At 47.3% G+C, this 13624-nt stretch carries 17 protein-coding genes; 10 read left to right on the top strand and 7 right to left on the bottom strand.

The window, feature by feature from the left end; all coding sequences use genetic code 11:
* Positions 1 to 5 precede the first annotated feature (5 nt).
* The 6 genes from ilvD to manA all read right to left on the bottom strand — a co-directional run bounded on the left by ilvD (position 6) and on the right by manA (position 5380).
* Complete coding sequence (gene ilvD, locus RUMAL_RS14580) at positions 6 to 1670, bottom strand: dihydroxy-acid dehydratase (RefSeq protein WP_013499446.1); 1665 nt, start codon at positions 1668 to 1670, stop codon at positions 6 to 8.
* 41 nt (positions 1671 to 1711) lie between these two features.
* Positions 1712 to 2380 (bottom strand): hypothetical protein, encoded by a 669-nt coding sequence (locus RUMAL_RS14575; protein WP_013499445.1) that lies wholly within the window; start codon positions 2378 to 2380, stop codon positions 1712 to 1714.
* 28 nt (positions 2381 to 2408) lie between these two features.
* The gene (locus RUMAL_RS14570; protein ID WP_013499444.1) at positions 2409 to 2885 is read right to left on the bottom strand and encodes a hypothetical protein; all 477 of its coding nucleotides are present in this window, start codon (positions 2883 to 2885) and stop codon (positions 2409 to 2411) included.
* Between the two features lie 29 nt (positions 2886 to 2914).
* Positions 2915 to 3868 (bottom strand): ROK family protein, encoded by a 954-nt coding sequence (locus RUMAL_RS14565; RefSeq protein ID WP_013499443.1) that lies wholly within the window; start codon positions 3866 to 3868, stop codon positions 2915 to 2917.
* A gap of 85 nt (positions 3869 to 3953) precedes the next feature.
* The gene (locus tag RUMAL_RS14560; RefSeq protein ID WP_013499442.1) at positions 3954 to 4337 is read right to left on the bottom strand and encodes a hypothetical protein; all 384 of its coding nucleotides are present in this window, start codon (positions 4335 to 4337) and stop codon (positions 3954 to 3956) included.
* An 86-nt stretch (positions 4338 to 4423) separates the two neighbouring features.
* Positions 4424 to 5380 carry a mannose-6-phosphate isomerase, class I gene (gene manA, locus RUMAL_RS14555; protein WP_013499441.1) on the bottom strand — a complete coding sequence of 319 codons (957 nt, stop codon included), beginning with the start codon at positions 5378 to 5380 and terminating at the stop codon, positions 4424 to 4426.
* Between the two features lie 547 nt (positions 5381 to 5927).
* On the opposite strand from manA, the gene RUMAL_RS14550 reads away from it, so the two are divergent.
* The 10 genes from RUMAL_RS14550 to xylB all read left to right on the top strand — a co-directional run bounded on the left by RUMAL_RS14550 (position 5928) and on the right by xylB (position 11636).
* The gene (locus RUMAL_RS14550; protein ID WP_013499440.1) at positions 5928 to 6182 is read left to right on the top strand and encodes a hypothetical protein; all 255 of its coding nucleotides are present in this window, start codon (positions 5928 to 5930) and stop codon (positions 6180 to 6182) included.
* Between the two features lie 45 nt (positions 6183 to 6227).
* Entirely contained in the window at positions 6228 to 6485 is a 258-nt protein-coding gene (locus tag RUMAL_RS14545; RefSeq protein ID WP_013499439.1) for a carbohydrate-binding protein, read from the top strand.
* A 201-nt stretch (positions 6486 to 6686) separates the two neighbouring features.
* On the top strand, positions 6687 to 6866 hold the full coding sequence (locus RUMAL_RS14540; protein ID WP_013499438.1) for a hypothetical protein: 180 nt from the start codon (positions 6687 to 6689) through the stop codon (positions 6864 to 6866).
* Between the two features lie 102 nt (positions 6867 to 6968).
* A complete protein-coding gene (locus RUMAL_RS14535) occupies positions 6969 to 7289 on the top strand; it encodes a hypothetical protein (protein ID WP_013499437.1) in 321 nt (106 codons plus the stop codon).
* 89 nt (positions 7290 to 7378) lie between these two features.
* Positions 7379 to 8149 carry a flavin reductase gene (locus RUMAL_RS14530; RefSeq protein ID WP_013499436.1) on the top strand — a complete coding sequence of 257 codons (771 nt, stop codon included), beginning with the start codon at positions 7379 to 7381 and terminating at the stop codon, positions 8147 to 8149.
* Positions 8150 to 8233: 84 nt separating this feature from the next.
* A complete protein-coding gene (locus tag RUMAL_RS14525) occupies positions 8234 to 8500 on the top strand; it encodes a PF20097 family protein (RefSeq protein WP_013499435.1) in 267 nt (88 codons plus the stop codon).
* A complete protein-coding gene (locus RUMAL_RS14520; protein ID WP_028504388.1) occupies positions 8493 to 8915 on the top strand; it encodes a hypothetical protein in 423 nt (140 codons plus the stop codon). Before RUMAL_RS14525 ends, RUMAL_RS14520 begins: the two co-directional genes overlap by 8 nt.
* Before the next feature lie 4 nt (positions 8916 to 8919).
* Positions 8920 to 9264, top strand: a complete 345-nt coding sequence (locus tag RUMAL_RS14515) for a DUF4177 domain-containing protein (RefSeq protein WP_013499434.1) — start codon at positions 8920 to 8922, stop codon at positions 9262 to 9264.
* A 1-nt stretch (position 9265) separates the two neighbouring features.
* The gene (locus tag RUMAL_RS14510) at positions 9266 to 10069 is read left to right on the top strand and encodes an MBL fold metallo-hydrolase (protein ID WP_013499433.1); all 804 of its coding nucleotides are present in this window, start codon (positions 9266 to 9268) and stop codon (positions 10067 to 10069) included.
* A 43-nt stretch (positions 10070 to 10112) separates the two neighbouring features.
* Positions 10113 to 11636 carry a xylulokinase gene (gene xylB / locus RUMAL_RS14505; RefSeq protein ID WP_013499432.1) on the top strand — a complete coding sequence of 508 codons (1524 nt, stop codon included), beginning with the start codon at positions 10113 to 10115 and terminating at the stop codon, positions 11634 to 11636.
* Between the two features lie 323 nt (positions 11637 to 11959).
* On the opposite strand, the gene RUMAL_RS14500 is transcribed toward xylB, so the two are convergent.
* Positions 11960 to 13591 (bottom strand): recombinase family protein, encoded by a 1632-nt coding sequence (locus tag RUMAL_RS14500; RefSeq protein ID WP_013499431.1) that lies wholly within the window; start codon positions 13589 to 13591, stop codon positions 11960 to 11962.
* Between the last annotated feature and the right edge of the window lie 33 nt (positions 13592 to 13624).

Genomic DNA, 13624 nt, shown 5'->3' with positions numbered 1-13624 from the left:
GTGGTTTACTTTATTTCCAGCACCGCGCCTCTGTTAGCCGATGTGACCAGCGAAGCATAACGTGCAAGATAACCTGTCTTGATCTTGGGCTCTCTGGGAGTCCAGTTCTTTCTTCTTTCAGCCAGTTCTTCATCGCTGACTTTAAGCTGTATGCTGTGAGCGTTGATATCAATTGCGATGATATCGCCTTCTTCTACCAGTGCGATGTTTCCGCCGAGCGCAGCTTCAGGCGAAACATGACCGATAGCGGCACCTCTTGTTGCACCGCTGAAACGTCCGTCGGTGATAAGTGCTACTGTAGAGCCAAGACCCATACCCTGTATTGCGGATGTGGGGTTGAGCATCTCTCTCATGCCGGGGCCGCCCTTAGGACCTTCGTATCTGATGACTACGACATCACCGGGAACGATCTTGCCGCCGCGGATAGCCTCGATAGCCTCGTCCTCACTGTCAAATACTCTTGCAGGTCCTTCGTGCTTGAGCATTTCGGGAGCAACTGCAGATCTCTTAACTACGCAGGTATCGGGAGCCAGATTACCTCTAAGTACAGCGATGCCGCCGTTGGGCATATAAGGATCGTCGATAGGTCTGATGATATTTGTATCCTTGTTTGCAACGCCTGCAATATTTTCCTTGACGGTCTTGCCGGTGCAGGTGAGGCAGTCGGTGTTGATGAGATCCTTCTTTGCAAGCTCACCCAGTACAGCGTATACGCCGCCTGCTTCGTTGAGGTCTTCCATATAAGCGTGACCTGCAGGTGCAAGGTGGCAGATGTTGGGGGTCTTCTCGGATATCTCGTTTACCAGTTCGAGGTCAAGGTCTATGCCGCACTCATGAGCGATAGCGGGCAGGTGGAGCATGGAGTTGGTAGAACATCCAAGAGCCATATCAGCAGCGATAGCGTTCTTGAAAGCTGCTTCTGTCATGATATCGCGGGGACGGATATTCTTCTTCAGCAGTTCCATTACCTGCATACCGGCCTGCTTAGCCAGCTTCAGTCTTGCAGAGTAAGCCGCGGGGATAGTGCCGTTTCCTCTCAGACCCATACCCAGAACTTCTGTCAGGCAGTTCATGGAGTTTGCGGTGTACATACCCGAACATGAACCGCAGGAAGGACAAGCCTTGTCCTCGAATTCCTGAACGTCTTCAAGGGTCATCTTGCCTGCATTGTAGGAGCCTACTGCTTCAAACATACTTGAAAGGGAAGTCTTGCTGCCCTTTACACGTCCTGCCAGCATGGGACCGCCTGAAACGAATATAGTAGGAACGTTCACTCTAGCGGCTGCCATCAGCAGACCGGGAACGTTCTTATCGCAGTTGGGTATCATAACAAGAGCGTCAAAGTGATGTGCCAGTGCCATACATTCAGTGGAATCTGCGATAAGATCTCTTGTAACCAGCGAGTACTTCATACCCTGATGACCCATAGCGATACCATCGCAAACAGCGATAGCGGGGAACATTACGGGAGTACCGCCTGCCATAGCAACGCCCATCTTAACAGCTTCAACGATCTTGTCGATGTTCATATGACCGGGAACTATCTCGTTGTAGGAAGAAACGATACCTACCAGAGGTCTTTCCATTTCCTCTTTTGTGAATCCCAGTGCATTGAACAGCGATCTCTGAGGGGCTTTCTCAACGCCCTCGCAAAAATAATTGTTTGACATTCTGATTACCTTCTTTGTTATATTTTTTCACCTTTGGGTGACTATTTTATTCTTTCATAGGGTCTGCCGCCAAGTATAAAGACGGATATGCCTGCAAACAGCAGGGGGATGGAGTAGAGCCACCACATTTTTCTTGAGCCCAGTGGTTTCAGTTCTATGCAGTAGTCTGCTACGTTATCTTCGGCAACATCAGATGCGGGCAGAGCGTTGTAATAAAGGCTGCTATACTTATCCTTCCACTTCTTTACGCCTTCTTGTATCAGCTTTTTGTCAGCCTTGCGGCTTGTGATGATGCCTTCTACCTTATATGGAAGATTATACTTTTCCATATTGCCCGAGAATAGCTGATGATACAGATCGGTATAAAGATACTCGTCGATTATCACGCATACATACTTGCCCTTGTCATTATCAAGCTCCACCAGAAAATAGGATTTGTAAGCGCCCTCGCTTATCTCATCCGAATCTGTGGTATAGAGTTCAAGGGGTTCGACACCTTCGTCAGTGGCGTTGATTGGATAGCCTTTTACTACAGTGGAGAGTTCTCCATTGACATAAACACCGCTTTTTATATCATCATATTTCAGCTTTGATATATCCTTTATGTTTATGCACCTGAAAAGTATCACCATTCCGAATATCATAGCGGCGATACCGATAACGAACACCGCCAGACCTATTAAATGCAATTTGTTAAGTTTAAGCTTCATATTCGTTTATCTCATGCGGAAAAAAAGATCACTGATCTTTATTATCCGTATCCTCCTCCGGTACTTCGGCTACTGACTCGACATCGACGATCTCGCCTTCGGGTCTGCCCTTTTCTTCAGCCTTGCGGCGTGCCACGGCATCTTCACCCGTGAAAACGCTCTTGACGCTGTCCACAGTCCTTGCGGCATCGCTTTTCAGCCTTCCGCTGCCGACGTATTCTTTTGCACCCTTTACGGCTGCACTTGCTTTGTCCTGTATCTTGCCGCTGGTCACAAATTCCTTGGTCTTAGTGACCGCTTTGCCTGCTTCTTCTCCCAGCTTTCCGCTGCCGAGAAATTCCTTGGTACTTTTGACAGCTCTGCTGGCATCATCGTGCATCCTGCCGCTCTGAACGTATTCGCGGACGGGAGCCATGGTCTTATCAAAGCCTTCGCGGAGCTTTCCGCTCTCTACATATTCCTTTGCATTTCCTGCAGCGGCTGCAAGTTTATCCTTTAAACCCATATCAAAGCCTCCAAGACTATGTACTATACTTATTTGTTAAGACCCAGGAAAGCCGCACCGATTATACCTGCATCGTTGCCAAGCTTGGCAATAACTATCTCGGTGTTCTTTTCGGAATTTCTTGTGTATACTTCCTTAGCTACCAGCTCCTTGAGGGGCAGCAGCAGAGGATCGCCCTCGTTGCATACGCCTCCGCCTATGCAGAGTATATCTGGCTGGAAGATATTTATGGTGTTTGCGATACCGCAGGCGAGGTACCTGATGTAATCATCGACTACCTGCTTTGCAACAGCATCGCCCTTTCTCATGGCATTGAAGGCTGTTCTTGCAGATACCTTGCCGTTGTCATCAGCCTCTTCTTTCAGTATGCTCTCGGGGTGTTTTGCGATGGCTTCGTTGGTCATGCGGATAAGTCCGGTCGCAGAGGAATATACCTCAAAGCATCCTCTTCTTCCGCAGGTACACTGAGGACCGTCAACGTTTATAACTGTATGACCGATCTCGGCGCCTGCGTAATTGAAGCCCGAGTATATCTTGCCGTTTATGATTATACCGCCGCCCACGCCTGTGCCGAGGGTGATGCATACTGCGTCGTTAGCGCCCTTTGCAGCACCTGCGATATACTCGCCGTATGCAGCTGCGTTAGCATCGTTTTCAACATAGCAGGGCTTGTCGATATGTGTTTTCATCAGTTTTACAACAGGAAAGTTCAGGAATCCCAGATTGTTGGAATACTCGATCACACCTGCCTCGGAATTTGCAGTACCGGGGGTACCGATGCCTACAGCTTCGATATCGTCAAGGGTAAGTCCTGCTTCCTTGACAGCTTCAAGGGCTACCTTAGCCATATCAGCGCATATCTCCTCACCGGGTCTGGGGAGGTTGGTCTTGCAGCTTGCTTTGGCAACTATCTTGAAATCCTCGCTTACAACACCTGCTTTGATGTTGGTGCCTCCAAGGTCGATACCAATGTAATATTTCATATTATCCAACTCCTAAATATTTATTTGCGGATATCCCGCTTTCCTTATTTAACTGTTTCAGGAACGCACTGCGGTCATATTCGCCTTATAACTTTTTTATGACAGGCTCAGTATCTGCCGCCACATTGATTATGTGGTCGAGACAGCATATCTGATAATGCTTGATATCATCAAATATCTGATGGGCAAAGGTGCTGATCTTTACATAATCGAGCCAGTCGGAATCTGTCGCTGTACATACGCAGTTATGATCGTCACTTGTGCCTCTGTCGCCGTTGTCATAACTCTCGTTTATAACGGCGTAGCTTATGTATGTCTCGAAAACCAGCCGCCAGCGTCTGTCCTCATTCGGGTCAATGGAAATGCTCTTTTTTACAAGTTCAGCCACATCTTCACCGAACTCCTCTGCCGTACTTGCTATATCCTGCTCGTCTATGGGAGAGGTCGTTGTACCCATGATATCTATCACAAGTCCGTCCTCGGTCTCTGCCAGCCTGTCAAGATAGATATATTTCTCTGTGTTTACATCTTCGAGAAATTATTCAAAACTCATTTTCAGTCGTCTATCTTCGTTAGTATCAGGCTGCAGCTGCCCTCGACAGTGAATCTGCCCGTACCTGCGGATATGAACAGACTGTCGCCCTTTTTGGCACTTACAGGGTCGGAATTGCCGTCTGTAACAACGGGAGAGCCTTCCAGTATCAGCAGGCTGACAAACGAACTGTCGTCCGCATCAAACTCTGCCTTTTCCTCGATATCCACCTTGTAGGTGGTGAAGTATTCACACTTTGAAAGCAGCTTTATGCTTGCTCCGTTTTCCTGTACCACAGGGGTATCGGGATAAGTTTCGGCAGGAGCGAGCTTTGTGACATCCTTAGCCTTTTCCACATGAAGCTCACGGGGCTTGCCGTCCTTGCCTACTCTGCCGTAATCGTAGATACGGTAGGTGGTGTTTGAATTCTGCTGTATCTCAGCGATGAGTATACCCTTGCCGATAGCGTGCAGAGTACCCGACTTTATGAAGAAAACATCGCCCTTATGTACGGGGACGTTGTTTGTGACTTCCAGCAGGGTGTTATCAGCTATGCGCTGTGCAAATTCTTCCTTGCTTATCTCATGCTTGAACCCATAGAGGAGCTCAGCGCCCTCGTCGCAGTCCACAACATACCACATCTCGGTCTTGCCGTACTCGCCTTCGACACGCATAGCGTAGTCATTATCGGGGTGTACCTGCACCGAAAGGTTATCCTTGGCATCTATCAGCTTGATCAGTATCGGGAAATTCTCGAACCTTTCGCAGTTGGTGCCAAGTATCTGTCTGCCTTCTTTGTCGATGAGCTCCTGCAGTGTCATGCCGCTGCCCGATATAACGCTCGGACCGTCCTTGTGGCATGAAAGCTCCCAGCTTTCAGCGACCTTGTCGTAGCTGCAATCCTTGCCATACTCATCTCTCAGTCTTGTTCCGCCCCAGATATAATCTTTGAAAGCGGGTTCTAATAAATAAATACCCATATCATATACCCCTCTTTTATTACCTTATCGCGTACATTTTTTATGCACACGCACTTATCGAAAAATCTAAAATTCACACTCTATACTATAATAGCATATATTGCTGTTTTAGTCAATATTTTTTAAGAAAATTATCCTGCTGTTGTTAAGCGGCAGATACTGTCAAAGTATATAAAAATCTGATCATCCCGCTTACACACCGATCAAGCTGGTGTAATATCAGAACAGGGTAACATCAACACGATGATCCATTGTTATATATCACTTTGTAGCGGTGTGTCAAAGTGATAGCCATGTATAAAAATAACTTATGATCATCTGTAAATTGTTTTAATGGAAGGATTCAGTATTCAGCGAAAACGACTTCGTTAAGTAATTGGTTGAAGTGCCATATTAAACAGGCTAAATTTTGTGAATGTTATTGATTGCTAACAATTGAGAAAAGGTGTATAATTAAAATGAGTAAGATGCAATTTTTATAATTGTGATAGTAATGTTACGGAATATGAACATGGTATTTGTATTGCGCGTGAACGGAGGCTTGATCATGAGAAGTATATACAAACGGCTGATATGCAGCTTTGTGTTTGCGGCGTTTGTGTGGATCGGTGCTGTGTCCGCAGGCGCGGAAAGATCCACGGCAGACACTGCTTCGGATGCGGCGATATTAGCTGAAGACGGTGACAAGGCACAGATGGATGAACAAGACGGCTCAGGCAAACAGATATTTCTCTGTATTGGCGGAGGTGTTGTGGTCATCGTGGGGATAATATGTCTGCTTGCAGATAATAAAAAGAAATAGGCTCGTATTTTTCGGGCAAAGCTGTGACGGAGGTGAACGGACACAATGAGAAAAGCGGCATTCGTGAGTATCCTGGTATTTCTGCTTGGGGGATGCTCTGCCGGCAGTGGCAATACTGACAGCGGCGGAGAAAATAACTCCGCAACGGTGGAAGAACAGGTAGGGAACCGTGAAAATGACAGGCTGTATGTCGAAGAGAACGGCAGCGGATCTTTGATATATGTATCGGATGACGGCAGGACGGATGAAAGAATGGGGTGTGATAATGGGCATTGTGTTCTTTCACTCGGCTTAGCAAACTAAAAGCCATACTTCAGCATCGTAAATGACACACTGTAAGCTCAAACCACCCGATTTCGGGAAAAGTTCAAAAAACGGGACTGCAAATATTACAAGACGGTTAAATTTTCCGGGAAACGCTTGCAAAAACGCGGAAAATGTAGTATAATACAGCTTATATAAGCAGTCGGGTCATGAGAACATTCTCGGAAAGAAGCGTTAATTATGGAGAAGACATTTTTCATCAGAAAATCAGCCTCTTCAGATGAAAACAGCGCACCTGCATACGACAGGTTCCAGCGGATAGAAAAACTCAACCTTCTGGTTGACAGCGGCTGGGTCATCAAGAGCTTCAAGTGCGATGCACATGAAGAGTACTTCATTCTGGAGAAAGCAGATCAGTAACACGCAGGGGGAATGACCGCAGGGTCTTTCCCCCTTTTTATTTACAAAGTACCTTTTGGCTTTTGTGCTGTTGAGTTAGATCGGGATTTGTGGAGGTAAAAAATGAAACCCTATTCATATTACGATAATCAAGCATTGGAATATTGGTGGGATTCTGCTCACGAAAAGGATCCAAATGATTTCAGAAATGCAAAAGTGATCGTATTCGCTCCCGATGAAAGTGACCTACATGAACTTACTTTATTTTGTATAAGAGTATTAGACCATAATGGAGCGTGGGATTTTGAAATTGAGCACACTGATAATGCAGAACAAAATATCATCACTTTTAAGTATAATGGGACAATTACTGCATTAGATGCTATTTCTAAAATTCGTTCTCATTGTGTCAACTCCATAAAATGGAAGTGCATCGATCAATAAATTCTGATTTTCCTTAGGAACACTTTTGCAAAAATTTAGTTTAAAAATAAGGCAGGCGGGAGAGTCTGTCATAAAAAGGAGGTCATTTCATGGATATGAAAGTAATGAACAAAATAACTTATGGGCTGTATGTGCTGACAGCAAGGTGCGGCAACCAGTTTAACGGGTGCATCATCAATACGCTGGCACAGGTGACGACTTCGCCCAACCGCGTATCCGTAACGGTGAACAAGGGCAATTTCACCGAGTATATGATACGCACAAGCGGCAGGTTCAATGTTTCGATGATAGACGAAAGTGCGGACTTTTCCCTGTTTACACACTTTGGTTTCCAAAGCGGAAGATGGGGCAACAAGTTCTATGACTACGCACTGAAAAAGGCGGAGAACGGTCTGCCGATAATTGAGAAGGGCGTGTGCGCGTATATCAGCTGTGAGGTAGTGCAGACAGTTGACCTTGGCACCCATACAATGTTCATCGCGGACGTTGCCGACGGTGAAGTGATATCCGACAAAGCACCTATGACCTATGCATATTATCATGCCAATGTAAAGCCAAAGCCTGCGGCGGCATCCGGGGGCAGTACGGGGGAGAGATGGGTATGCAATATATGCGGCTATATCTACGAGGGTCATCTCCCCGATGATTTCGTCTGTCCTCTGTGCAAACACGGTGCGGCTGATTTCACCCGCATGGACGGCGGTGCTGAGGAAAAGCCATCCGATGCGGCTTCGGCAGATGATGCAGATGAAAAATGGGTGTGCGAGGTCTGCGGATATGTTTACGAGGGCGCACTCCCCGAAGACTATGTTTGTCCCGTCTGCGGTGTAGGTGCCGACCAATTCAAGCGGCTGGGATAGTCCGCAATAATCGGTCAGCATCAAGCAGGACAAGGCTTGACATTAATTGCGGATATATTGTAATATAGGAAAGGAAGATGGATGATGGAATGTCCCAGATGCGGAGGCATGATGACGGACGGTGTACTCATGGGCAGCGGAAAGACCACAGGGGTCAGCTGGATGACCAAGGAGTACCGTATGAAGCACGCTTTCGCCCCCATGACACCCAAGGCACGTGAGGAAGCGCAGATAGTGAGCTTTAAGCTGGCTGAACTGAATACCTACATGGCTGATGTTTTCTGGATATGCAGAAAATGCGGTATAGTAATGGCTGAACTCCCGAGACTGAAGGAGGCTGTCAATGAGTAACTGTGTAAGATGCGGCGGTGAAGTCTTTGTGAAGACTCTCCTCAGCGGTGAGGATGGGGCACTCATCTATAAATATTACCCCGAAAATGATACGGTGGAGCATTATGCCAGGTACGACCTCAGCTGTCGTGAATGTGCAGGCTGTTCGCAGAAGGATGAGCCTGTGCTGAGTGCAAGAGAGGGCGGCGGTGACCCGAAAACATTGGCAGAAACGTTAGTCGGTGAGGGCATGGCTTTCGGAAAATGTCCCGAATGCGGCGGACGGCTGATAAAGGATATGGCTGGAATGGGCAGTGCGGGAAATCTGCTGAAAAAATTTGCAGAAAAGGAATTTCCGTACAGCTTTGCGCTGTTTGACCTGTGCGCTGACTGCGGCAGGATCTATGATGTTCACGAAAAGTTGATGGGGGTATAGAAAAATGAATGCTAAGCTTAAAGATGAGATACTTAAAGTACTTAAAAACGGAGATGTGAACGGCCTCGATGCGGAATCACTGAGCGATGAGGATCTGCGTACTTATATCACTCTGCAAGCCCTTAAAAATGACAGCAATGGCGGAAAGTACGAGTATGCGGTGGAAACTGTCCGCGACCGTGACAACGGCGGCGCTGATGAAGCGTCTCTTGCCGATGTGCTGACGATGTACGGCGAAAGGGGCTGGCGGCTGAAATTCTGCTTTACCGATGAGATGAGGGTAGAGCGCGACGCTGAGGCTGACGCGACGATAAACGATATCGTGCTGATATTTGAGAGAAAGATCTGATATGGAACACGAACTCTTTATAAAAGAAGTCCGCAGCGGGATATACCTGCTGGATGAAGGACATGAAGCGACAGGATATCTCGTCGTTGGCGAAGAAAAAGCCTGCGTCATTGATACCATGAACGGCTGGAACGACCTTTGCGCTGCTGTGCGCAGGCTGACGGACAAGCCGCTTGTACTGGTGAATACACACGGTCACCCCGACCATATACTGGGTAACATATATTTCGACAAAGAGATAGATCATGCGCTTATAAGTCCACGTGACAGGGCGCTGGCTGAGAGTTTCTTTGAAACCATACCCGAGGTAAAGGAGATGTGCCGCAAAAGCGGACACAACGTACCGCCTTTCGGGGATATACGCGAGGGTGATGTAATAGACCTCGGGGGCAGGACGCTGGAAGTTTTCGAGCTTGCGGGTCACACCGACGGAGAACTGTTGCTGCTGCTTCGTGAGGACAGGATACTTTTCACGGGCGACGGCATAAATCATCATCTGTGGTTACAGCTTGACGGCTGTCTGCCGATGAATGAAGTGCTTGCAGAACTTGACCGTCTGATGTTCCTGGAGGAAATGGCAGATGTGATACTGCATGGTCATGCGAGAGATTTCGATGATATATCATTGATGGGCTGTTTAAGAAACGGCATTGCGGAACTCTGTGAGGGCAGGAATGAGAATGACGAGCCCTATAACTGGTTCGGCGGTACGGATCTTCAGCATCATTTCCGCTGTCCTGAGGATAAGCATTATCAGCAGGACGACCATGTGATATGTTACAGAAAAGAAAATCTGCCTAAATGATATCATGTCAATAAAAATCTTTTTATAAAGGAGTAGAAGAACTATGGCATACGTAATAGGAGTTGACTGCGGTACAAGCGGTACCAAGACAGTACTTTTTGACGAGAAGGGCACAGTGATAGCTTCAAAGACTATCGAGTACCCCATGTATCAGCCGAAGAACGGCTATGCAGAACAGGACCCTGCTGACTGGGCTAATGCGATGGTAAATACCATCAAGGCTGTAATGGCACAGAGCGGTGTCAAGAAAGAGGACGTTAAGGGTATCGGTATATCGGGTCAGATGCATGGTCTGGTAATGCTGGATAAGGATAACAACGTGCTGAGAAAGTCTATCATATGGTGCGACCAGCGTACCGAAAAGGAAGTTGCATGGATGACAGAGAAAGTCGGCACAGAAAAGCTGATACAGATAACTGCCAACCCTGCACTGACAGGCTGGACTGCGGCTAAGATACTCTGGGTAAAGAACAATGAACCCGAGGTATACGAGAAGGTCGCTCATATCCTGCTGCCCAAGGACTATCTGCGTTTCGTCCTGACACATGAGTATGCTACCGAGGTATCCGATGCATCGGGTATGCAGCTGCTGGACGTTCCAAACAGAAAGTGGTCTGATGAACTGCTGAGCGTTTTCGAGATAGACAAGAACTGGCTGGGCAAGGTATACGAGTCCTGCGAGGTAACAGGCAAGCTGACAAAGGCTATGGCTGACGATCTGGGTCTGTGCGAGGGCACTATCGTAGTGGGCGGTGCAGGCGACAATGCAGGCGCAGCTATCGGCACAGGCGTATGCGAGGACGGCAAGGCTTTCACTACCATAGGTACATCGGGCGTTGTATTTGCGCATACTTCAAATATATCCATCGACCCCAAGGGCAGAGTACACACCTGCTGTGCAGCTGTTCCTAACAGCTGGCACGTAATGGGCGTTACTCAGGGCGCAGGTCTTTCACTGAAGTGGTTCAGAGATAACTTCTGCAACGCTGAAAAGGAGACTGCCAAGTACATGGGCGTTGATGAGTACTACCTGATGGACAAGCAGGCTGAAAGCGTACCTGTGGGCGCTAACAGACTTCTGTATCTGCCTTACCTGATGGGCGAGCGTACACCTCACCTTGACCCCAATGCAAGAGGCGTATTCTTCGGTCTTTCCGCTATGCACACCAAGAAAGAGATGCTCCGTGCAGTAATGGAGGGCGTATCTTATTCTCTGCGTGACTGCGTAGAAGTATTCCGCGAGATGAATATAAACGTATCAGATATGATGGCTTGCGGCGGCGGCGGAAGCTCACCCCTGTGGCGTTCAATGCTGGCAGACCTCTACAACTGCCCTGTTAAGACCGCTTCCTCCAAGGAAGGCCCCGCACTGGGCGTTGCACTGCTCTCAATGGTAGGCGCAGGCGTCTACTCCAGCGTGCCCGAGGCTTGCAAGGCTGTTGTACGTACCGACAAGGTTCAGGAGCCTAATGCAGCAACAGTTCCCAAGTACGAGAAGTTCTATCAGCTTTACCGCGATATCTATCCCGCACTGAAGAACGAATTTGCTAAGCTGGCTAAGCTGTAATAACACTGCCAAAGAGCAGAGCTTTTGGTCAAGCTTTAAAAGCGAAACAATCTTCCGACCACAAAAAGGCGCGGCAATAATCATCAATAAGAGCGTGGACAAAATCAATGTCCACGCTCTTTCTACGTCCGTAAAATAATTGCCGCGCCTTTTTGTGAGGGCGGAAGTCTGCTGTGCTCTTATAGTTCGCTGTGCATTTTGGTTTTGCGCCTTGATGCGAGGGCTCTGCCCTCAACAGTCAGCCTTGCTGACTGTGGCTCCCCGCAAGCTTTTCGCGAAAAGCTTGACCAAATGTTCACTAGCGATAAAGCACGAATACCGCCTTATGCGGCCTTTTTGCGCCTGTCGAAATCTCTGCCATCAAGGACTATCCTTGATTTAACAACATTGAACCTGAAAATGATCTCGATCTCCTGCTGTCTGTGACCGCTGGATTTATCGGGTTCATGGACTATTATCCGTTCGATCATTTCACGCAGGTTATTTGGTGTCAGCTCGTCGATGTGCTTTATCTTCTTGACTAGCTCTATAAAATCGTGAATATCCGAGCATTTCTGCTCTTTGTCCTCGATGAACTTGGTAAGCTCTGCGACTTTCACTTTAAGCTGTTCCTGCTCGTTTTCGTAGTTCTTGGACATCACTTCAAATCGAGAATCGCTGATCTTGCCCAAAACATTGTCCTCATAAAGTCTTGTAAACAGCCTGTCCAGCTCGGTTATTCGTTTTTCGGACTTTGTCAGCAGCTTTTTCGCACTCTTGACCTCGCTCATATATTCAGAGTTTCTGCTGTCAATAGTCGTTTTCACAAACTCCTCTTCGTTCTTAGTGACCGTATCGAGAATGCTATTCATTTCCGCAAGGACTACCTGTTCAAGCACCACTGTCCTTATATAATGTGCAGAACACACCTTGCTATCATACGAATAGCTTCCGCATTTGAAATGCTCAGTGCTTTTGCCCTCTTTCGAGTGTCGGCAGATATACATCAGTTTGCCGCAGTCGGCACAGTAGACCATCCCCGAGAACGGGTTTATCTCGTTGGTTTTCTGCTTGCGCCTGCGATTGTTTCTGATCTCCTGAACTAAATCGAAGTCCTGCTGGCTGATTATCGGCTCATGAGTGTTTTCAAAAATCATTCGGTCTTCAACCGGATTTGTCAGTGTTTTGTGGCATTTGTAGGACTTCTGCCTGGTCTTGAAGTTGACTATCTTACCCAAATATTCCTGCCTTTCAAGTATTCCTACAACCGACTTACAGTTCCAGCGATAAGGCTTTTCGCAGGTTATCTGACCTGTCGATCTTAACTCGTTGTAAGCAGTCGGTCTGAGTATTTTCTCGTCAGTCAGGATATTTGCAATCTTCATCGGACCATATCCATCGATGCAAAGGCGGAAAATTTTTCTGACAACAGGTGCGGTTTCCTCGTCTATGACCCATTGGTCTTTGTCATGTTCAGACTTTTTGTAACCGTAGGGCGCGATAGGTGACAAAGGTTTACCTGACATACCTTTCGCCTTGAATACAGCCTTTATTTTCTTGCTTGTGTCACGAGCATAAAAGTCATTAAACACGTTGCGGAACACCATCATGTCATTTTCGGATTTCTGCGTGTCCACATTGTCATTGATGGCTATGTAGCGCACGTTATGGTCAGGGAAAATCATTTCAATATATTGACCTGTGATCAGATAATCTCGACCCAAACGGCTTAAATCCTTAGTTATTACCGTGCCTATTTTTCCGTTCTCCATATCTCTGACCATGCGCTGAAAGTCGGGTCTGTCGAAGTTCGTTCCCGACCAGCCGTCATCGACATAGAACTCGGTGTTATGGAAACCATTCTTCTTGGCAAAGTCCAGAAGCATGGCTTTCTGATTTGTTATACTATTGCTCTCGCCCTGCAGATCATCGTCATTACTCAATCTGCAGTACAATGCTGTGATTTTGTCTTTCATTCAATCCTCTCTTTCCGACGATCACAGCGGATC

The sequence above is a fragment of the Ruminococcus albus 7 = DSM 20455 genome, from assembly GCF_000179635.2.
In the GTDB taxonomy this organism is placed as follows: Bacteria; Bacillota; Clostridia; order Oscillospirales; family Ruminococcaceae; genus Hominimerdicola; species Hominimerdicola alba.
Note: the sequence above shows the minus strand (reverse complement) of the source record. Positions and strands in the feature narration are given on the sequence as shown.

What these genes read in the sequence shown, in the direction of transcription:
- ilvD (WP_013499446.1), bottom strand. Translation starts at nt 1,670, where the DNA reads ATGTCAAACAATTATTTTTGCGAGGGCGTTGAGAAAGCCCCTCAGAGA.
- RUMAL_RS14575 (WP_013499445.1), bottom strand. Translation starts at nt 2,380, where the DNA reads ATGAAGCTTAAACTTAACAAATTGCATTTAATAGGTCTGGCGGTGTTC.
- RUMAL_RS14570 (WP_013499444.1), bottom strand. Translation starts at nt 2,885, where the DNA reads ATGGGTTTAAAGGATAAACTTGCAGCCGCTGCAGGAAATGCAAAGGAA.
- RUMAL_RS14565 (WP_013499443.1), bottom strand. Translation starts at nt 3,868, where the DNA reads ATGAAATATTACATTGGTATCGACCTTGGAGGCACCAACATCAAAGCA.
- manA (WP_013499441.1), bottom strand. Translation starts at nt 5,380, where the DNA reads ATGGGTATTTATTTATTAGAACCCGCTTTCAAAGATTATATCTGGGGC.
- RUMAL_RS14550 (WP_013499440.1), top strand. Translation starts at nt 5,928, where the DNA reads ATGAGAAGTATATACAAACGGCTGATATGCAGCTTTGTGTTTGCGGCG.
- RUMAL_RS14545 (WP_013499439.1), top strand. Translation starts at nt 6,228, where the DNA reads ATGAGAAAAGCGGCATTCGTGAGTATCCTGGTATTTCTGCTTGGGGGA.
- RUMAL_RS14540 (WP_013499438.1), top strand. Translation starts at nt 6,687, where the DNA reads ATGGAGAAGACATTTTTCATCAGAAAATCAGCCTCTTCAGATGAAAAC.
- RUMAL_RS14535 (WP_013499437.1), top strand. Translation starts at nt 6,969, where the DNA reads ATGAAACCCTATTCATATTACGATAATCAAGCATTGGAATATTGGTGG.
- RUMAL_RS14530 (WP_013499436.1), top strand. Translation starts at nt 7,379, where the DNA reads ATGGATATGAAAGTAATGAACAAAATAACTTATGGGCTGTATGTGCTG.
- RUMAL_RS14525 (WP_013499435.1), top strand. Translation starts at nt 8,234, where the DNA reads ATGGAATGTCCCAGATGCGGAGGCATGATGACGGACGGTGTACTCATG.
- RUMAL_RS14520 (WP_028504388.1), top strand. Translation starts at nt 8,493, where the DNA reads ATGAGTAACTGTGTAAGATGCGGCGGTGAAGTCTTTGTGAAGACTCTC.
- RUMAL_RS14515 (WP_013499434.1), top strand. Translation starts at nt 8,920, where the DNA reads ATGAATGCTAAGCTTAAAGATGAGATACTTAAAGTACTTAAAAACGGA.
- RUMAL_RS14510 (WP_013499433.1), top strand. Translation starts at nt 9,266, where the DNA reads ATGGAACACGAACTCTTTATAAAAGAAGTCCGCAGCGGGATATACCTG.
- xylB (WP_013499432.1), top strand. Translation starts at nt 10,113, where the DNA reads ATGGCATACGTAATAGGAGTTGACTGCGGTACAAGCGGTACCAAGACA.
- RUMAL_RS14500 (WP_013499431.1), bottom strand. Translation starts at nt 13,591, where the DNA reads ATGAAAGACAAAATCACAGCATTGTACTGCAGATTGAGTAATGACGAT.